The organism is Cricetibacter osteomyelitidis, assembly GCF_004340985.1.
Lineage (GTDB): Bacteria > Pseudomonadota > Gammaproteobacteria > Enterobacterales > Pasteurellaceae > Cricetibacter > Cricetibacter osteomyelitidis.
Genome location: NZ_SLYB01000023.1, coordinates 1 through 16,602, shown reverse-complemented (window position 1 = coordinate 16,602; position 16,602 = coordinate 1). Strand labels below are relative to the sequence as shown.

The 16,602-nt window shown below is 41.1% G+C and carries 13 protein-coding genes, 1 tRNA gene and 2 pseudogenes; 13 read left to right on the top strand and 3 right to left on the bottom strand.

What is annotated here, in order from left to right:
* Positions 1 to 78: 78 nt before the first annotated feature.
* The gene (locus EDC44_RS09785) at positions 79 to 1,341 is read left to right on the top strand and encodes an O-antigen ligase family protein (protein WP_131978121.1); all 1,263 of its coding nucleotides are present in this window, start codon (positions 79 to 81) and stop codon (positions 1,339 to 1,341) included.
* Between the two features lie 41 nt (positions 1,342 to 1,382).
* Here the strand turns inward: EDC44_RS09785 and ypfJ are convergent, their stop codons facing one another.
* Positions 1,383 to 2,222 (bottom strand): KPN_02809 family neutral zinc metallopeptidase, encoded by an 840-nt coding sequence (gene ypfJ / locus EDC44_RS09780; RefSeq protein ID WP_131978118.1) that lies wholly within the window; start codon positions 2,220 to 2,222, stop codon positions 1,383 to 1,385.
* Between the two features lie 157 nt (positions 2,223 to 2,379).
* Here ypfJ and EDC44_RS09775 point away from each other — a divergent pair, with 157 nt between their 5' ends.
* A complete protein-coding gene (locus EDC44_RS09775) occupies positions 2,380 to 3,342 on the top strand; it encodes a hypothetical protein (protein WP_131978115.1) in 963 nt (320 codons plus the stop codon).
* Positions 3,343 to 3,395: 53 nt separating this feature from the next.
* Here EDC44_RS09775 and selB read toward each other — a convergent pair whose 3' ends face one another.
* Both selB and selA read right to left on the bottom strand, forming a co-directional pair.
* On the bottom strand, positions 3,396 to 5,252 hold the full coding sequence (gene selB, locus EDC44_RS09770; RefSeq protein WP_131978112.1) for a selenocysteine-specific translation elongation factor: 1,857 nt from the start codon (positions 5,250 to 5,252) through the stop codon (positions 3,396 to 3,398).
* A complete protein-coding gene (selA, locus tag EDC44_RS09765; protein ID WP_131978109.1) occupies positions 5,249 to 6,625 on the bottom strand; it encodes an L-seryl-tRNA(Sec) selenium transferase in 1,377 nt (458 codons plus the stop codon). Before selA ends, selB begins: the two co-directional genes overlap by 4 nt.
* Before the next feature lie 95 nt (positions 6,626 to 6,720).
* Here selA and EDC44_RS09760 point away from each other — a divergent pair, with 95 nt between their 5' ends.
* From EDC44_RS09760 to EDC44_RS09715, 11 genes and pseudogenes are all read left to right on the top strand, one after another.
* Complete coding sequence (locus EDC44_RS09760) at positions 6,721 to 7,590, top strand: DUF808 domain-containing protein (RefSeq protein WP_131978106.1); 870 nt, start codon at positions 6,721 to 6,723, stop codon at positions 7,588 to 7,590.
* An 81-nt stretch (positions 7,591 to 7,671) separates the two neighbouring features.
* Positions 7,672 to 7,766 (top strand) — tRNA-Sec (locus EDC44_RS13000).
* Between the two features lie 276 nt (positions 7,767 to 8,042).
* Positions 8,043 to 9,923, top strand: coding sequence for a PTS mannitol transporter subunit IICBA (locus EDC44_RS09755; protein WP_131978103.1), 1,881 nt, complete (start codon positions 8,043 to 8,045; stop codon positions 9,921 to 9,923).
* Between the two features lie 63 nt (positions 9,924 to 9,986).
* The gene (locus EDC44_RS09750; protein ID WP_131978100.1) at positions 9,987 to 11,132 is read left to right on the top strand and encodes a mannitol-1-phosphate 5-dehydrogenase; all 1,146 of its coding nucleotides are present in this window, start codon (positions 9,987 to 9,989) and stop codon (positions 11,130 to 11,132) included.
* Between the two features lie 15 nt (positions 11,133 to 11,147).
* Positions 11,148 to 11,666 (top strand): MltR family transcriptional regulator, encoded by a 519-nt coding sequence (locus tag EDC44_RS09745; protein ID WP_131978097.1) that lies wholly within the window; start codon positions 11,148 to 11,150, stop codon positions 11,664 to 11,666.
* A 71-nt stretch (positions 11,667 to 11,737) separates the two neighbouring features.
* Positions 11,738 to 12,292: a YggT family protein gene (locus tag EDC44_RS09740; protein WP_131978094.1), complete on the top strand. Its 555-nt coding sequence runs from the start codon at positions 11,738 to 11,740 to the stop codon at positions 12,290 to 12,292.
* Positions 12,292 to 12,591, top strand: coding sequence for a DUF167 family protein YggU (gene yggU, locus EDC44_RS09735; RefSeq protein ID WP_131978091.1), 300 nt, complete (start codon positions 12,292 to 12,294; stop codon positions 12,589 to 12,591). The genes EDC44_RS09740 and yggU overlap by 1 nt, the downstream gene beginning before the upstream one ends.
* Positions 12,592 to 12,609: 18 nt before the next feature.
* A pseudogene (locus EDC44_RS09730) lies at positions 12,610 to 13,125 on the top strand (hypothetical protein); the annotation flags it as partial.
* A 255-nt stretch (positions 13,126 to 13,380) separates the two neighbouring features.
* A pseudogene (gene fruB, locus EDC44_RS09725) lies at positions 13,381 to 14,514 on the top strand (fused PTS fructose transporter subunit IIA/HPr protein); the annotation flags it as partial.
* A gap of 5 nt (positions 14,515 to 14,519) precedes the next feature.
* Positions 14,520 to 15,467 carry a 1-phosphofructokinase gene (gene fruK, locus EDC44_RS09720; protein ID WP_131978085.1) on the top strand — a complete coding sequence of 316 codons (948 nt, stop codon included), beginning with the start codon at positions 14,520 to 14,522 and terminating at the stop codon, positions 15,465 to 15,467.
* A 4-nt stretch (positions 15,468 to 15,471) separates the two neighbouring features.
* The coding region (locus tag EDC44_RS09715; RefSeq protein WP_243647935.1) for a fructose-specific PTS transporter subunit EIIC at positions 15,472 to 16,602 on the top strand (1,131 nt) is incomplete at its 3' end.

Sequence of the window (16,602 nt, the reverse complement as noted above, 5' to 3'; positions counted from 1 at the left end):
ATTTTCAAGACCGTACTTTAAGTGCGGTCTTTTTTATGGGAAAATTTGCGACATAACTTTTTTTTCAAAGGATTATATATGCTTGCAATATTAAAAACGCATAAAATACAAATTCTAGTGAATATTGCGATTGCCTTATTTTTTCTGCTTTTATTGCTTTTCCCTAAAGGTTATAACTATTCCCCGTTGTTTTTAGGCGTGATTGCATTAGGCTATTTAATTTATTATTTGGCAATAAAAAAACAAAAATGGCACTTAATAAAGGAAGAAAAATGGTTGGCATTCAGCTATGTATTTTACTTTGCCGTTTTTGTCTTATCTTTAGCAGTACACCAAGATAAGTTGAACACGTTGGATAATCCGACGAAGGTATTGTTATTTGTTCCGTTATTATTGCTTTTTAGGCAATTTCCTATCAACTTGAATATGTTGCTGCATGTCATTCCATGGGGGGCATTCATTGCGGGGGCGATCAGTATTTATCATCGTTTTATTATGCATCATCCTATGGGATTTGGTGATAAGATTATGCATATTCAAGGCGGTGGCATGGCAATGTCATTAGCTATGTTTTCGTTGGTGGTTACCATTTATTTTGCTATTCAAAAACGTTATAAACTCACCGCACTTTATTTAGTTTTCACTTTAATGGGGATGATGTCCAGTTTCCTTTCCACCGCTCGCGGTGCATGGATTGGTTTGCCTTTTGTTGTGCTTTTTATTATTTGGACTTATCGTCGTTCTTTATCAAAAACTGCACTTACTTCATTTTTTGGCTTGATTACATTGTTGGTGGTTGTTCTGACATTTATGCCACATAGCCAAATTATTAAGCGTTTTAATCAAGCTCAAAGTGATATTACAAAATATGTAGAGAAAAATAATGGTGCAACTTCTTTAGGGGCAAGATTTGATATGTGGAAAAGTGCTTGGTTAGCAGTACAGGAAAAACCGCTATTAGGTTGGGGGGAAGCGGGAATCAGGCAGAAAAAACAACAGCAAGCAAAAGAAAAGATTATTCATCAGGAGGCAGTAAGATTTGGTCATGCTCATAATCAATATATCGATGATTCGGCAAAACGGGGTATTATCGGATTGTTTGCGTTGTTATCAGTCTTTTTTGTGCCACTTATATTATTTTGGCGAAAATTAAACGGTGCAACGCTAGAACAAAAAACAGTTGCTTTGCTGGGAACCGTACATATTGTATCAATGATGTTCTATTGCTTAAGTCAAGGTTTTTTTGCTCATAATTCTGGCAATATTTTTTATTTCTTTTTGGTGATAGTCTTTTATGCCGTAATGAAATATAGCCTAAAAGATAAACAGGAAAAAATTTAACAGACAAAAATAATGCCGGAAATATTCCGGCATTATTTTACTTAATTAAAACTATTACATTGACTTGGGTCACCGCTTTGCAACCCGCGTTTAAACCAAGCTAAACGTTGGGCAGACGTGCCGTGAGTGAAGCTATCCGGTATCACATAACCTTGACTGCGTTTTTGCAAACGATCGTCACCTACGGCTTCTGCAGCGTTAAAGGCCTCTTCCAAGTCGCCGGTTTCCAATAAATTATTTTGGGACGCTTGATATCCCCACACACCGGCAAAACAGTCCGCTTGTAATTCCAGTTTTACGGAAAGTTGATTGGCGACTTTGCTGTTTGATTGTTGTTGAGCCTGGCTTACTTTCGGCAAAATACCTAATAAGTTTTGTACATGATGGCCGACTTCATGAGCGATAACATAGGCGAAAGCGGTATCACCCGTAGCACCGAGCTTGTTTTTCATATCACTATAAAAAGACAAATCTAAATAGACTTTTTGATCGTTAGGGCAATAAAAAGGCCCCATTGCCGCTTGTCCTGTACCGCAGCTGGTACGTGTTGCACCTGAATAAAGCACCATTGTCGGCGGCATATAACGTTGCCCGTTTTGACTGAAATAATATTGCCAAGTGCTTTCCGTATCCGCTAACACAACACGGGCAAGCGAATTAAGCTGTTGTTCTTCCGTTGTGCTTAAAGATGAAGATGATCCCACTGAATTATCGGTACCCATTGCACCGACCAAACCGGATAAATCTACTCCATAGTAGGAGCCGACCAATAAGATAATAAATCCTAGGATTCCGACACTTTTTTTACCGCCACCCAGAGAACCGCCGGATTGACGACGGTCTTCTACATTTGAACTTTCTCTACGGCCTTGCCAACGCATAATTGTCTTCCTTTTATAAATACTAAATAAATTCATCGAAATTATATTTGATTTATATTCAAACACACAGAAAAAATTGTATTTTTTTAACCGCACTTCTTTACAAATTAAAATAATCCAAGTAAGTTGGAACCTGAATAAAGTAGGGAGTCAGGTTATGAAATTAAGCCGTACTGCACTTTTTATCGGGACTGTTTTAGTTTCAGTTGCCGTCAGTGCAAATCAAACAGATGCTCAGGCAAATACTTGGGTAGATAGTTCTCATCAAACCGTGCGTACAACATTGCATGATTGGGTGAATACGTTAGATAACTGGATTGGCGTACCAGATCCGAATAAACCTGCTACTGCTACTTTGCGGGTGATGATGGATTCTCAATGGAATCATTACGATCATTTATCTTTTAAACCCCGTGTACGATTAAAAGTGCGGTTGCCCGGCTTAAAAAATCGTTTTAGTTTGGTGGTGGGAGATGAGTCCTTAGATAACGAACTACAAGGCGGAGCAGAAAGCAGTGCGGCCAGACCGATAGCGAATAAACGACGTTGGGATAACCAACAAAACCGTGATGATAACTCATCTCTTGCATTGCGTTGGTCGGCATTCAAAAAATCCATTGATGCAGAAATAGATTTAGATTTGGGGATCCGTAAGTGGAATGATCCTTATGTGCGGCTAAAATTAGCCAAAGATTGGCAATTAACCGATAGTTATTCAACCCGCTTAGAAGCGATTTATCGTTACGGTTTGGATACCCGCAATTATTTGCGCGGTAATGCAGAAGTTCGTTATACCCAGGATGAACGGCATTTTATTGCCAATCAAGTGAACGTGCAATACGTGCATAATGACAATGAAGAAAGCACTTTCTGGGGCAATAGTCTATTCCGTCAACATGATTATGCGAATTTCAAACGTTTAAATTATGGAATTTACACGGGAGGGAATTTTAAGAATAAAAACATGCACTTAAATTCCTATGGTCCTTATGTACAGTGGCGACAACCGATTTGGCGGCAATGGCTGTTTATTCAACCGGAATTGACTTATTACAATAATAAAGACAAAGACCGCGATCACGCCGTGGGTGTATTTGTGCGGTTGGAAGCTATTTTCTAGAGCCGTTCTATTTAAAAAATCAGCACATTTGCCTATATGTGCTGATTTTCTACTTATAAATCAAACATTTCGCTGTCACGCAAAATATGCTGATTACCTTTGCGGCGTAAGAAACCGCAACGATCGAAATATTCCATCAGTTGCACAGTCATTTTTCGACCGAAATTTAATTCATCCCGCAACTGATTTACGCTAATGCTGCCTTGTTCCTTTGCAATTTTCTTAATTAAACGAGCATAACCATACACCATTTCCGTTAAGAAAAAGCGATCTTTGACCACGGCGGTGAGATAACCTAATTTGCCGGCTTTATACATAAAATTCCGCATGGCGGTTTCATCAACGCGCAAGGCATTTGCCACATCGCGTACCCACAGAGATTGACCGTTATTTTCCGCAAATTGCTGCAATACCTGTTTCCATAATTCCCGTTCTTGTTCATTGAACTGAATTTTATGTTCCGGTGTATGCAACCAACCGCGGGTTTGTTGCAGCCGGTTCTTTGCAATTAATTCATCTATAAAGTGATAAATCAATTTTTCCGGCTGGTTTAAACAAGCGATACGGTACAAGCGGGCTTTACCCAAGCCTAACTGGTCGCTGTACTGTTCATGATAATCCGAAAGTGCAGTGATTAATTTTTCATTTTGCTGTTGCTGATAATCGGCATCAAATGCCCAATCCTGAAAACGTACCTGTTTATTTTGTGCTAAAACCGTATTGAGCTGCGCTTCCGTTAATTGCTCAATCCACGCTAATTCTTGCACATTCACCGCTTTTCCCTGCAAATAAAGTGCAATTCTCTGTGCCGTATTTTCTGCCTGCTGTAAATTCTGCAAATAATTCAACCGCACTTCGCTGCGTTTATGGCGTTTTGGCGAATAGACTTCCAGCACGCTTGCTCCTGCAATCACGGATTTGGCATCGCCGCTACGTAAAATCAGCTTGTCGCCGAAAGTTAAAAACAATGGCTTATCTAAAAGCAGTTCTGCCAAACCTTGCTGGCTTTTAGCTAAACTTTTGTTGTCCAATAAACTTAATTTACCCGTGGTACGGCTGGCAGCTTGGTAAATATGCACCGGCTGGCTTTCCGTTAAATTCGTTTCCGCTTCAAGCCGGATAGTCAACCGTTCAGTTGCGGCAAAAGGCGGAGAACTCAACAGCCAGTCGCCCCGATCGACAGAAGAGCGGTCGGAATCTGTAATATTTAAGGCTAAGCGTTGTCCTGCAAACCCTTGAACAGATTGTGTATTTTGTGCATGGATATTTTTTACCCGCACTTTTTCGCTACCGGAAAGATAAAGCTCATCATCAATTTTTACTGTGCCGCTAAATGCTGTGCCGGTCACGACAGTTCCCGCACCGGTCACGCTGAAGATACGGTCGATAGCATAGCGGAACGGTTTATTTTGATCGGCGTGATTGGACAAAGCAGCCAAGTAATCACGCAGCTTATCAATACCTTGCCCGCTTGTTGCGGATGTAACAAAAAACGGATTGTCTGTTAAAAAAGGATAATTTTGCTGAATTTTGGCTTTAAGTTCGTCAATTTGTTGTGAACTTGCCCGATCTGATTTGGTGATTATCACCATGATATTGCGGATTTGCAACAATCGCAAAATAGTCAAATGTTCTACGGTTTGCGGTTGAATGCCTTCATCTGCCGCCACAATCAGCATAGCGTGTTCAATTCCGCCCAGTCCCGCCAACATATTGGCTAAGAATTTTTCGTGTCCCGGTACATCAATAAAGCCGAGAATTTTATCTGCCAATGGCAAGTAAGCATAGCCTAAATCAATGGTCATTCCCCGTTTTTTTTCTTCCGGTAAATGAGCTGTGTTCGTCCCGGTTAATGCCTGTAATAATGCGGTTTTGCCGTGATCCACGTGACCTGAAGTAACAATAATCATAGTTCACCTATCGTATTGAGTAACTGCTCGATATCTGCAACGCTGCGTAAATCCAACCAAATTTTATCTTGTTCCATTCGTCCGATAATCGGCTGTGAAAGCTGTTTAAAACGACTTGAAAGTGCGGTGAGATTTTCACCGGAAATCGTTACCGCCACGGACGGAATCCGTGCCGTCGGTTGCGAGCCGCTGCCGATTTGTGCCGAACTGGTTTCGATTTGCACGCAATAGTTTGAATTTAATTGATTTTCTAACCGCACTTTTAGTTGCTCTGCTTGTTGGGTTAATAAATTCACCGGTCGGGTAAGCAAACGTAATGTGGTTAATTTTTCCGCTAGTTTTTCCGGCTGTAAATATAAACGTAAGGTGGCTTCAAGTCCTGCCAGGATCACTTTATCGCAACGCAGCACCCGTTTTAACGGATGAGATTGTAATTGATCAATTAAGGCTTTTTTGCCTACGATAATACCGGCTTGCACGCCGCCGAGCAGTTTGTCGCCGGAGAAAGAGACTAAATTCACACCTTGAGCCACTTTTTCTTGTACCGTCGGTTCATAAGGCAAGCCGTATTGACGTAAATCGATTAACGCACCGCTGCCTAAATCGCTGATGACAGGAATATTGCTGGTTTTACCGAGTTCGGCTAATTCCTGTTCGCTTACTGAGGCGGTAAACCCGCAAATTTGATAGTTACTGCTGTGAACCTTCATTAAAAATGCAGTATTTTCGTTAATTGCGTTGCGATAATCTTTTAAATGAGTACGATTAGTTGTCCCCACTTCTACTAATCGACAGCCAGCCTGCGACATAATATCGGGAATACGAAACGCGCCGCCGATTTCGATCAGTTCGCCGCGAGAAATAATTACTTCCCGATCTTTGGCAAAGGTTGCCAGCATTAATAAAACTGCCGCCGCATTGTTATTCACTACGCAAGCTGCTTCCGCTCCGGTGAGTTGACAAAGCAGTTCGCTGATATAATTATCTCGGTGACTGCGTTTGCCCGCCTCCAAATCATATTCCAACGCTACATTACTTTGCATTGCGGTAAGTGCCGCTTGCTGTGCAGCCTGCGACCACAACGCCCGACCAAGATTGGTGTGTAATACCGTTCCCGTGAGATTGTGCACGGATTTCATTTGTACTTGACCGCTTTGTGTTAAACGCTGTGCCAGTTCCGTAAAAATCTGTGTTTCAGAGGCAAAAAAGTGCGGTAATTTTTCGCTGTTTTTTATCATATCCCGACCGATTTGCAGCATTTCACGGCAAGTCAATACAAATGCCGTATGACCGAATTGTTCGCACAACCGTTCACCTTGCGGGGTTTTGAGTAGCTTGTCAACAGATGGTAAGGATTGGTAAAGTGCGGTCATTTTTTCTTCTCTTTTGATTGTTTTGCTTTCTATTCTAGCGAAAAATCTTCTATAATGCCCAAGAATTTTTACTTGCTTATTTTACAGGAACTTTTATGGCATTTGCTTCGCTTTTTACTTTACTTGATGATATTACCGCAGTACTGGATGATGTGGCTACAATGACCAAAGTGGCGATGAAGAAAACCGCCGGTGTGGTGGGCGATGATTTGGCATTAAATGCCAATCAAGTGACCGGTGTCAGTGCGGAGCGGGAACTTCCGATTATTTGGTCGGTGTTCAAAGGGTCTATGTTGAATAAGTTAATTTTAGTCCCTCTTTCGTTGTTGCTTTCCGCCTTTATTCCTTGGTTAATTGTGCCGCTACTTATGATTGGCGGAGCATATTTGTGTTTTGAAGGCGTGGAAAAATTGTTACATAAATTTTTGCATAACAATGATGGTGACGAGCACGCTACCAAAGTGATTAATGAAAACGATAAAATCAGAGGTGCCGTACGAACGGACTTTATTCTTTCCGCCGAAATTATTATTTTATCTTTGGGTGTCGTGGCAGATGAACCTTTAGTCATACAGGCTTTAGTCATGAGTTTAATTGCCGTGGGAATGACCGTGTTTGTGTATGGCTTGGTCGCGGGTATTGTGCGATTGGATGATATCGGTTTCTGGTTTATAGGAAAAGCATCGAATGTTGCTCAAAGTTTCGGTCGAGGATTGATCGCATTCGTGCCTTGGTTTATGCGCGTATTGAGCTTTGTGGGAACGTTGGCAATGTTTTTAGTAGGCGGCGGTATTATCGCTCATAACTTGCCCTTTGTGCATCATTTATTGGAGCAATATCATTTAGTTAACGGTATTCTTGGTCAAGTTGCAACTTTAGTTATTGGCATTATTGCCGGTGCTATCGTTTGTGCAATCGTATTGCCTTTAATTAAAGTATTCGGCAAAAACAAAACTACACATTAATTCATAAATAAATGATTGAAAAAGACCGCACTTTGGAGTAAAGTGCGGTTGTTTTTCACCAAGTTTCTTATCAATCACTTCGGAAGGTCGTCGTATCCGGTGATGCGGCAGGACTTCAAATCCTGTTAAGGCTGCCAGCAGTCTTGGGTGGGTTCAACTCCCATGATCTTCCGCCAATTTACTTTTCAAATAATTCCATTCACCTTTACTTTCTTATTATTCATCTTATTCATCGCTGTTCTTATTTTTTGTGCAGTAGAAATGTGATATAGATCACATATTTTTTGTTATCATTTTGGTTTTGTGATCTGTGTCACATTTTTAGAAATTGCTTCCAAAAATTTAATGTGATCTGTGTCACAGAATTGAACTAAAAAATTTGGGTTTTTATGGTCGCTGTGTTAATTTTAACCGCGAAAATAACTCAATCCTTTATTTAAAACGAGGTTTATATGCTTTCAGCAAGTGCAAAAGTGAAAATCCAAAGTTTTGGACGTTTCTTATCAAATATGGTGATGCCCAATATCGGGGCATTTATTGCGTGGGGTTTTATTACCGCACTTTTTATTCCGACAGGTTGGTTGCCGAATGAGTCTTTAGCTAAATTAGTCGATCCAATGATTACCTATCTATTACCATTATTAATCGGTTATACCGGTGGTAAATTAGTAGCCGGTGATCGAGGTGCGGTAGTAGGTGCGATTACTACTGCGGGTGTGATTGTGGGGACAAATATTCCGATGTTCTTAGGTGCGATGATTGCTGGTCCTACCGGTGGTTATGTCATCAAAAAATTCGATAAATGGGCCGATGGTAAAATCAAAAGCGGTTTTGAGATGTTAGTGAATAACTTCTCATCCGGTATTATCGGTATGATTTTAGCGATTCTGTTCTTCTTTGTTATCGGCCCGGTAGTCAAAGAGCTTTCTACTTTATTGGCAGCCGGCGTGGATGTTTTAGTGAAAAGTGGTTTATTGCCGTTTACTTCTATCTTTGTTGAACCGGCTAAAATTTTATTCTTAAACAATGCGATTAATCACGGTATTTTCTCACCATTGGGTATTCAACAAGCACAGGACGTCGGTCAGTCTATTTTCTTCTTAATTGAAGCAAACCCGGGGCCGGGCTTGGGTGTATTATTAGCCTACATCTTCTTTGGTCGCGGTTCTGCGAAGCAAACGGCGGGTGGTGCGGCGATTATCCATTTCTTTGGTGGTATCCACGAAATTTATTTCCCGTATGTATTGATGAATCCGCGTTTATTGTTAGCAGTAATTGCAGGTGGTATGACAGGTGTATTCACGCTTGTATTATTTAACGCAGGTTTACAGGCTCCGGCTTCTCCGGGTTCAATTATCGCTGTGTTATTAATGACACCAAAAACTTCTTATGTAGGTGTGATTGCATCAGTAGTTGCTTCTTGTGCGGTATCTTTTGTATTAGCATCATTCTTCCTAAAAATCCAAAAAGAAAATGCAGGTAATACGTTAGAAGAAATGCAAGCGGCATCTAAAGCAATGAAATCAGGTGGTAATATTACAGCTGTAACAGATTACAAAGGCTTGAAAAAAATCTTCGTATCTTGCGATGCCGGTATGGGCTCAAGTGCGATGGGGGCCAGTATGTTACGTAAAAAAGTGAAAGATGCAGGGCTTGATCTTGATGTGACCAATTGTGCAATCAATGATTTACCGACAGATGCCCGCTTAGTAATTACGCACCAAGATTTAACGTTACGTGCGAAACAACAAGTGCCGAATGCAATGCATTTATCATTACAAAACTTCTTAGATAATAAATTCTATGACGGTTTAGTCGCAGATTTAAAAGCGAACTTAAACGCAGAGCAAGCGGCTAAAGTTGAACAAGTAGAAACAAGCGAAGTCGAAGCCGTCGGTACAAAATTCACTTTAACCCAAGATCAAATTTTCTTAGGATTGAAAGCAGATAACAAAGAAGATGCTATTCGTTTTGCAGGTGAACAATTAGTGAAAGCGGGTTTTGTATTACCAAGCTATGTGGAGGCAATGTTTGAACGTGAAAAACTGGTTTCAACCTACTTGGGCGAAGGCGTTGCAGTGCCGCATGGAACCATCGAAGCGAAAGATTCCGTAATTAAAACCGGTATTGTGGTATGCCAATATCCGCAAGGTGTACGTTTCACTGACGATGAAGACGGTGTGGCGAAATTAGTGGTCGGTATTGCCGCCAAAAACAACGAGCATATTCAAGTGGTATCAGCAATCACTAACGCACTAGATAGCGACGACGCCATTGAATTGTTGACTTCAACTAATGATGTAGAAAAAGTTCTACAATTATTAAAAGGTTAGTTTTGTTGGTGGGCATTTGTTGCCCACCTTAATATTTAGTTAGAGGAAAATAAGGGTATAACAATGAAAGCATTACATTTCGGCGCCGGTAATATCGGCCGTGGTTTTATCGGTAAACTATTGGCCGATTCCAATGTACGCGTGGTTTTTGCCGATGTAAACGATACGGTGATTGATTTATTAAACAAACAAGGCAATTACAACGTTAAGATTGTCGGTGAAAACAGTAAAATCGAACAGGTTAACAATGTCAGCGGTGTAAATTCCAAGGACCCAAGTGCGGTCATTAATTTGTTTAATTCGGTAGATTTAGTCACAACTGCAGTAGGTCCGAACGTATTAAAAATTATTTCAAGCACCATCGCAAAGGGCTTGGAACAACGCTTTGCCGGCGGTAACGAAACTCCGTTAAATATAATTGCTTGCGAAAATATGGTACGCGGCACTACTTTCTTAAAAGAACAGGTATTTGCTCATTTATCACCGGAATTACAAGCAAAGACCGAACAATTAGTGGGTTTTGTGGATTCCGCCGTGGATCGCATTGTGCCGCCGGTTCACGCACTGGAAAATGATCCGTTGTTAGTAACCGTAGAAGAATTCAGCGAATGGATAGTGGATAAAACGCAATTCAAAGGTGATATTCCGCATATCAATGGTATGGAAAAAACCGACAATTTAATGGCGTTTATCGAGCGTAAATTGTTCACCTTAAATACCGGCCATGCAGTGACCGCTTATGTAGGTAAACAAAAAGGCTATCAATTTGTGCGTGAATCCATCGAAGATGAAAGCATTAAAACTTTTGTGAAATCCGTGATGCAGGAAAGTGGTGCGGTATTAATCAAACGCTATGGATTTGACCCACAAGCTCATGCCGCCTATATCGAAAAAATCTTAAAGCGTTTTGCCAATCCATATTTAGTGGACGATGTAGATCGCGTCGGTCGCGAGCCATTGCGTAAATTAAGCTACAATGATCGCTTAATCAAACCGTTACGCGGTACGATTGAATACGGCTTGCCAAACAGCAATTTAATTGCGGCAATTGCTACCGCACTCTCTTATCGCAATGAACAAGATCCGCAAGCGATTGAATTAGTGCAATCTTTAGCGGATAACGGAGTGGAAGCCACGGTATTAAAATACACCGAATTGCAAGACAAAGCGGTGGTCGATCAAATCGTAAATGCTTATAACGCATTGTAATTTAAGGATGTGGTAGTGCCGACAACGGAATTTAGCATTTACGAAAAACTCAATGAAGCTACCAGTGTGCGTAGCTTCCTCATTGCTTCGGTAAATATTTTTGAAGAAGTCGTGGATCAGTTAATGAACCGAATTTTCCGCAAAAATGATTTTGTGGTGCAATCGGTGATCAACTCTTTGTTTGAACAATCCGGTCCTTTATTTGAGCTTGCCATTCGCCTAAAAGTACTGCTTGGCTTGGGAGCAATTTCTCATGAGGTTTTTCAGGATATCAATCATTTTATCGGTCTGAAAGAGCAATTAAACAATGACGCAGAGGAATATGAATTTACTGATCACATCATCACCGAATTTGCTCAGCAACTGCATTTTCAAACACAACGAATTTTGCCTGTGGAATTAAACCCTTTGGAAAAACAGGATTCCCTTGCCTTTCAGATGAAAATAATGCGACAAGAAAAATTGGTGAAATCCAGCTTAATATTAGCCGTTTCTGATATTTGTGAACAATTACAGGTGGAAAGTCCGTTATAAATTCCCTTGCATTTTGTTACAAAGATCCCCATTATATTCTTTCAAAATTAACCGCACTTTTAGGGGAAATTATGAGTGCCATTCAAGAATTAGTAAAATTTGTTATTGAAATTTATGCAATGATTTTATTATTGCGTGCTTGGCTGCAATATTGCAAAGTGGATTTTTATAATCCGATTTCTCAAACTATTGTCAAATTCACTCAACCGGTATTAGCACCAGTGCGGAAGTTTATTCCGAATAAAAATAATTTGGATCTTGCGGCAATCGTGGCGGCATTTGTGCTTTGCGCATTGAAATATCCGTTGATTGCATTAGTAAGCGGTGAATTTATCACCGACTGGACAAGTGCGGTGATTGTCGGGGCGTTAGGTGTAGTGAAAACCGCGGGTACAGTCTTGATTTATATGATCTTTATTCGTGCGATTTTAAGCTGGTTCAGCCGCGGACAAAATCCGGTGGATTATGTGCTTTATCAACTCACCGAACCATTGATGTCGCCGATTCGTAAATTTTTACCGCGTACCGGAATGATTGATTTTGCACCGATGATTTTGGTATTTGTGTTGTATTTTATCAATCGTTTTCTTTACGATATTTTAGGCGCGTATTGGGCTTTGGCATAATGTCTGCCGTCAAACAATGCGAAAACGGCTTGCGCTTGCGGGTGATCTTGCAGCCTAAAGCAAGCAAAGATCAAATTGTCGGTTTACACAATGATGAATTAAAAGTCACCATCACCGCGCCGCCCGTGGACGGACAAGCCAACGCACATTTGCTGAAATTTTTCAGCAAGGCGTTCAAAGTACCGAAAAGCAGTATTGTGTTGGAAAAAGGGGAACTAAGCCGACATAAACAAGTCTTTATTACTAAACCGAAACAGTTGCCTGAAATTGTGAGTCAGTTGTTGGGTGAAAGCATTTAATTAAATAAGGAAAACGTTATGTTAAAAAAACTCTCTTTCATTGTAGTTAGCACAATCTTATTATCCGCTTGTTCGTCTTGGTCGGATTATATTCCTTTCATCGGTGGCAGCAAATCGGTGATTAATTTAGAGCAAAATAAAATAGATCAAAAATCTTATGCCGTAGCTTATCAAGCGACCGTGCAAACTTATACGGGGCGTGTAAGTGAAGATTATTTGGTAGATGACTTTGCGCGCGGTGCGAATGATTGGTTAATGGGACGCGTGTCTTTACTGTTAGAACAGATCCGACAAAATTTATATTCGGAAAAAGGAGTGGAAACAAAAACTTTTGCCTATTATAGCGGGGTTATTTTTGCCGGTGACTTACAATCGAATTTTAGCCGTTTAAATGTAAATTGCTGGTCAAATATCGATCGGGCCAGTTTAAGCCAAGGTATTTATGATGCGATGTTGGATTTACGCGGCAATAAAGTGCGGTCGGAAAATGATGAATATTTGGTGAAAGGCAGTGAACAATTGCTGAATGTTTGTCAAAGCGAACCAACTAAAAAACCAACAAAAGCGACGAAAAAAACTTCAATAAAAAATCCAAATCAGGTAGTAAAAAATAAAAATGTGAGCTGGATCGGATTTTTTGAATAAAATTCACACTTTGACTTGAAATAAGTCTTATTCTTGCTAATATTGCAGCAAAAATTTGCTGCAATATTTTTTTATATTACATTAAGCTGAAACGGTTCAGTTGTTTATTCATCTATCATCAATCAACTAAAAAGAGGAAACGGAATGTTTAATTTACCGGAACAAGACATTCATTTATCGGCACAGGCTGATAATAAAAAACACGCTATTGAGCAAGTGGCGACAGCATTAGAAAAGGCAGGCTATGTTGAAGCAAGCTATTTACAAGGCATGCTTGCTCGCGAACACCAAACTTCCACTTTTTTAGGCAATGGTATTGCCATTCCGCACGGCACGTTGGACACTCGCGATATGGTGAAAAATACCGGTGTCCAAGTGTTCCAATTCCCAAAAGGTATTGAATGGTCAGAAGGCAATATTGCTTATGTGGTGATTGGTATTGCCGCTCGCAGCGACGAACACTTAGCGTTGTTACGCCAATTAACTCACGTATTAGGTGACGAAGACACCGCGGCAAAATTAGCTACATTACAAGACGTGAAAAAATTCCGTGCTATTTTAATGGGTGAGACGGAAGATTTTGCGGTTCAAACAGAAAATATTTCTCTTGATGTGGATACGCAAAGTTTACTGACACTTACTGCCATTAACGCGGGCAAATTAGAAGCTCAAAGTGCGGTGGATTCTCAATTTATTTCCGAAGTGATTTCATCATCCGCATTACCTCTAGGTAAAGGTATTTGGTTAACGGACAGCACCAGCGGCAATTTAAAAAATGCCTTGGCATTCAGCCGTGCAAAAACGACATTTGAAAATAACGGTAAAGAAATCAAAGCGGTATTAACCATTGCTGCCAAAGACGATCAAATCAACGAAACCTTAGTCCGTTTATTAGACGCCCAAGTACAAGACAGCTTATTGACCGGCGATATTTCTCAAATAGTGACCGCACTTAACGGTGTTGAAGTAAAAGCAGAAGCAGCTGCAGAAAATACCTCGGCAGCAAGCGATGTAGTCGGCACATTTACCATTAGCAATGAACACGGCTTACACGCCCGTCCAAGTGCAGTGTTAGTTAACGAAGTGAAAAAATATAACGCTACCGTGCAAGTACAAAATCTTGATCGTGACACTGAATTAGTGAGTGCGAAAAGTTTAATGAAAATCGTGGCATTAGGTGCGGTGAAAGGCAGCCGTTTGCGTTTTGTGGCAACAGGCGAACAAGCACAGCAAGCCATTGACGGTATCGGTAAAGCCATTGCCGACGGATTAGGAGAATAACGATGTCCACAGCAAAAGTTGCAACTATCACACTGAACGCTGCCTATGACTTAGTAGGACGTTTGCCACGCATTCAATTAGGCGAAGTCAACACTGTGGAAACACTGGGTTTATTTCCTGCGGGCAAAGGTATTAACGTGGCTAAAGTGTTAAATGATTTAGCGGTAAAGACAGCCGTTGGCGGTTTTCTTGGCGAAGACAACCAAGGGGATTTTGAGCATATGTTCAACACGCTAGGCTTAGAAGATCGTTTCCAACGTGTTGCTGGTAAAACCCGTATTAATGTAAAAATTACCGAAACCGAAGCGGATGTGACGGATCTTAACTTTTTAGGCTATGAAATCAGTGAAGCAGATTGGGCGAAGTTTGTACAAGATTCTGTTAATTATGCCAAACAGTTCGACATCATCGCTGTTTGCGGCAGTTTGCCCCGCGGAGTGACACCGGAAAAATTTACTGCCTGGTTAAGTCAATTAAACACCACCGGTGCAAAAGTGGTGTTAGACAGCAGCAATGCGGCACTAACCGCCGGTTTACGGGCAAATCCGTGGCTGGTTAAACCGAATCATCGAGAATTAGAAGCCTGGATTGGCCACGAATTACCGACTTTAAACGATATTGTGGTTGCTGCGAAAAAATTAAAATCACAAGGTATTGCCAACGTGATTATTTCAATAGGCGCGAATGGTGCTTTATGGTTAAGTGATCGTGCTGTAATCCAAGCTCAACCGCCAAAATGCCAAAATGTTGTGAGCACAGTAGGTGCGGGCGATTCAATGGTGGCCGGGTTGATCTATGGTTTAAGTCATCATCTTACCCAACAAGATACTTTGGCATTTGCCAGTGCAGTTTCTGCCTTTGCCGTTTCTCAAAGTAACGTGGGTGTGCCGGATCGTGCCTTGCTTGATCCCATTTTAGCCGAAGTTAAAATCAATGTAATAGAAGGATAAACAAATGAAAATTTTTGTGACTCACTCCCCCAAATTAGGCAATGCCAAAGCCTATTTATTGCGTGAAATATTAGTGAAAGCCGCACAAAATGCAGGCCACGAAATTGCCGATGTCGCCAATGCGGAATTGGTTCTGATCGTGGGTGATGATTTACCACATAATGCACAATTAAATGGTAAAAAAGTAGCCTTATTAAATGCAGAAACCGCTTTTCATAATCCTGAAGCTGTGATAGCGAATGCACAACAGGAAGCCGTTGATTATGTGCAACCGGTAGGTGTGGCCGAAAGTGCGGTTGAATCTGTGGCAAATTCCGGCGTGAAAAACGTGGTTGCCGTTACCGCGTGTCCGACCGGTGTGGCTCACACCTTTATGTCTGCGGAAGCTATTGAAATCTATGGTAAAAAACAAGGTTGGAACATCAAAGTTGAAACTCGCGGTCAAGTGGGTGTAGGTAATTTAATCAGTCCTGAAGAAGTCGCCGCAGCTGATTTGGTATTCGTCGCGGCAGATATTGACGTAGATTTGTCTAAATTCAAAGGTAAACCGATGTATCGAACATCCACCGGTTTGGCACTGAAAAAAACTGCTCAAGAGTTTGATAAAGCCTTTGCGGAAGCGAAAATCTACGGCGGTGAAAAAGTCTCTACATCGGCAGAAGGCAGCAACAGTGATGAGAAAAAAGGCGTATATAAACACTTAATGACCGGTGTATCTCATATGTTACCACTCGTGGTTGCCGGTGGTTTAGCCATTGCAATGTCCTTTATGTTCGGTATCAAAGCATTCGAAGACGCAAATATTGCAGGCGGTTTACCGAAAGCCTTAATGGATATCGGCGGCGGTTCCGCATTCCATTTAATGATTGCCGTGTTTGCCGGCTATGTTGCATTTTCTATTGCCGACCGTCCGGGTTTAGCACCGGGGTTAATCGGCGGTATGTTAGCCACAACCGGCGGAGCAGGGATTTTGGGCGGTATTATTGCCGGTTTCTTTGCAGGTTACGTGGTGAAATTCCTGAATGACAACATTAAGTTGTCTCAGACCGCTGACAAACCTCTAGACATACATCTAGAGGTTTGCTCTAATAGGTCTATCGAAAAGGAAATGCCTATGCTCAAAAATACCGTCTCT

Coding starts and splice junctions, on each gene's coding strand:
- EDC44_RS09785 (WP_131978121.1), top strand. CDS start 79: ATGCTTGCAATATTAAAAACGCATAAAATACAAATTCTAGTGAATATT.
- ypfJ (WP_131978118.1), bottom strand. CDS start 2,222: ATGCGTTGGCAAGGCCGTAGAGAAAGTTCAAATGTAGAAGACCGTCGT.
- EDC44_RS09775 (WP_131978115.1), top strand. CDS start 2,380: ATGAAATTAAGCCGTACTGCACTTTTTATCGGGACTGTTTTAGTTTCA.
- selB (WP_131978112.1), bottom strand. CDS start 5,252: ATGATTATTGTTACTTCAGGTCACGTGGATCACGGCAAAACCGCATTA.
- selA (WP_131978109.1), bottom strand. CDS start 6,625: ATGACCGCACTTTACCAATCCTTACCATCTGTTGACAAGCTACTCAAA.
- EDC44_RS09760 (WP_131978106.1), top strand. CDS start 6,721: ATGGCATTTGCTTCGCTTTTTACTTTACTTGATGATATTACCGCAGTA.
- EDC44_RS09755 (WP_131978103.1), top strand. CDS start 8,043: ATGCTTTCAGCAAGTGCAAAAGTGAAAATCCAAAGTTTTGGACGTTTC.
- EDC44_RS09750 (WP_131978100.1), top strand. CDS start 9,987: ATGAAAGCATTACATTTCGGCGCCGGTAATATCGGCCGTGGTTTTATC.
- EDC44_RS09740 (WP_131978094.1), top strand. CDS start 11,738: ATGAGTGCCATTCAAGAATTAGTAAAATTTGTTATTGAAATTTATGCA.
- yggU (WP_131978091.1), top strand. CDS start 12,292: ATGTCTGCCGTCAAACAATGCGAAAACGGCTTGCGCTTGCGGGTGATC.
- fruK (WP_131978085.1), top strand. CDS start 14,520: ATGTCCACAGCAAAAGTTGCAACTATCACACTGAACGCTGCCTATGAC.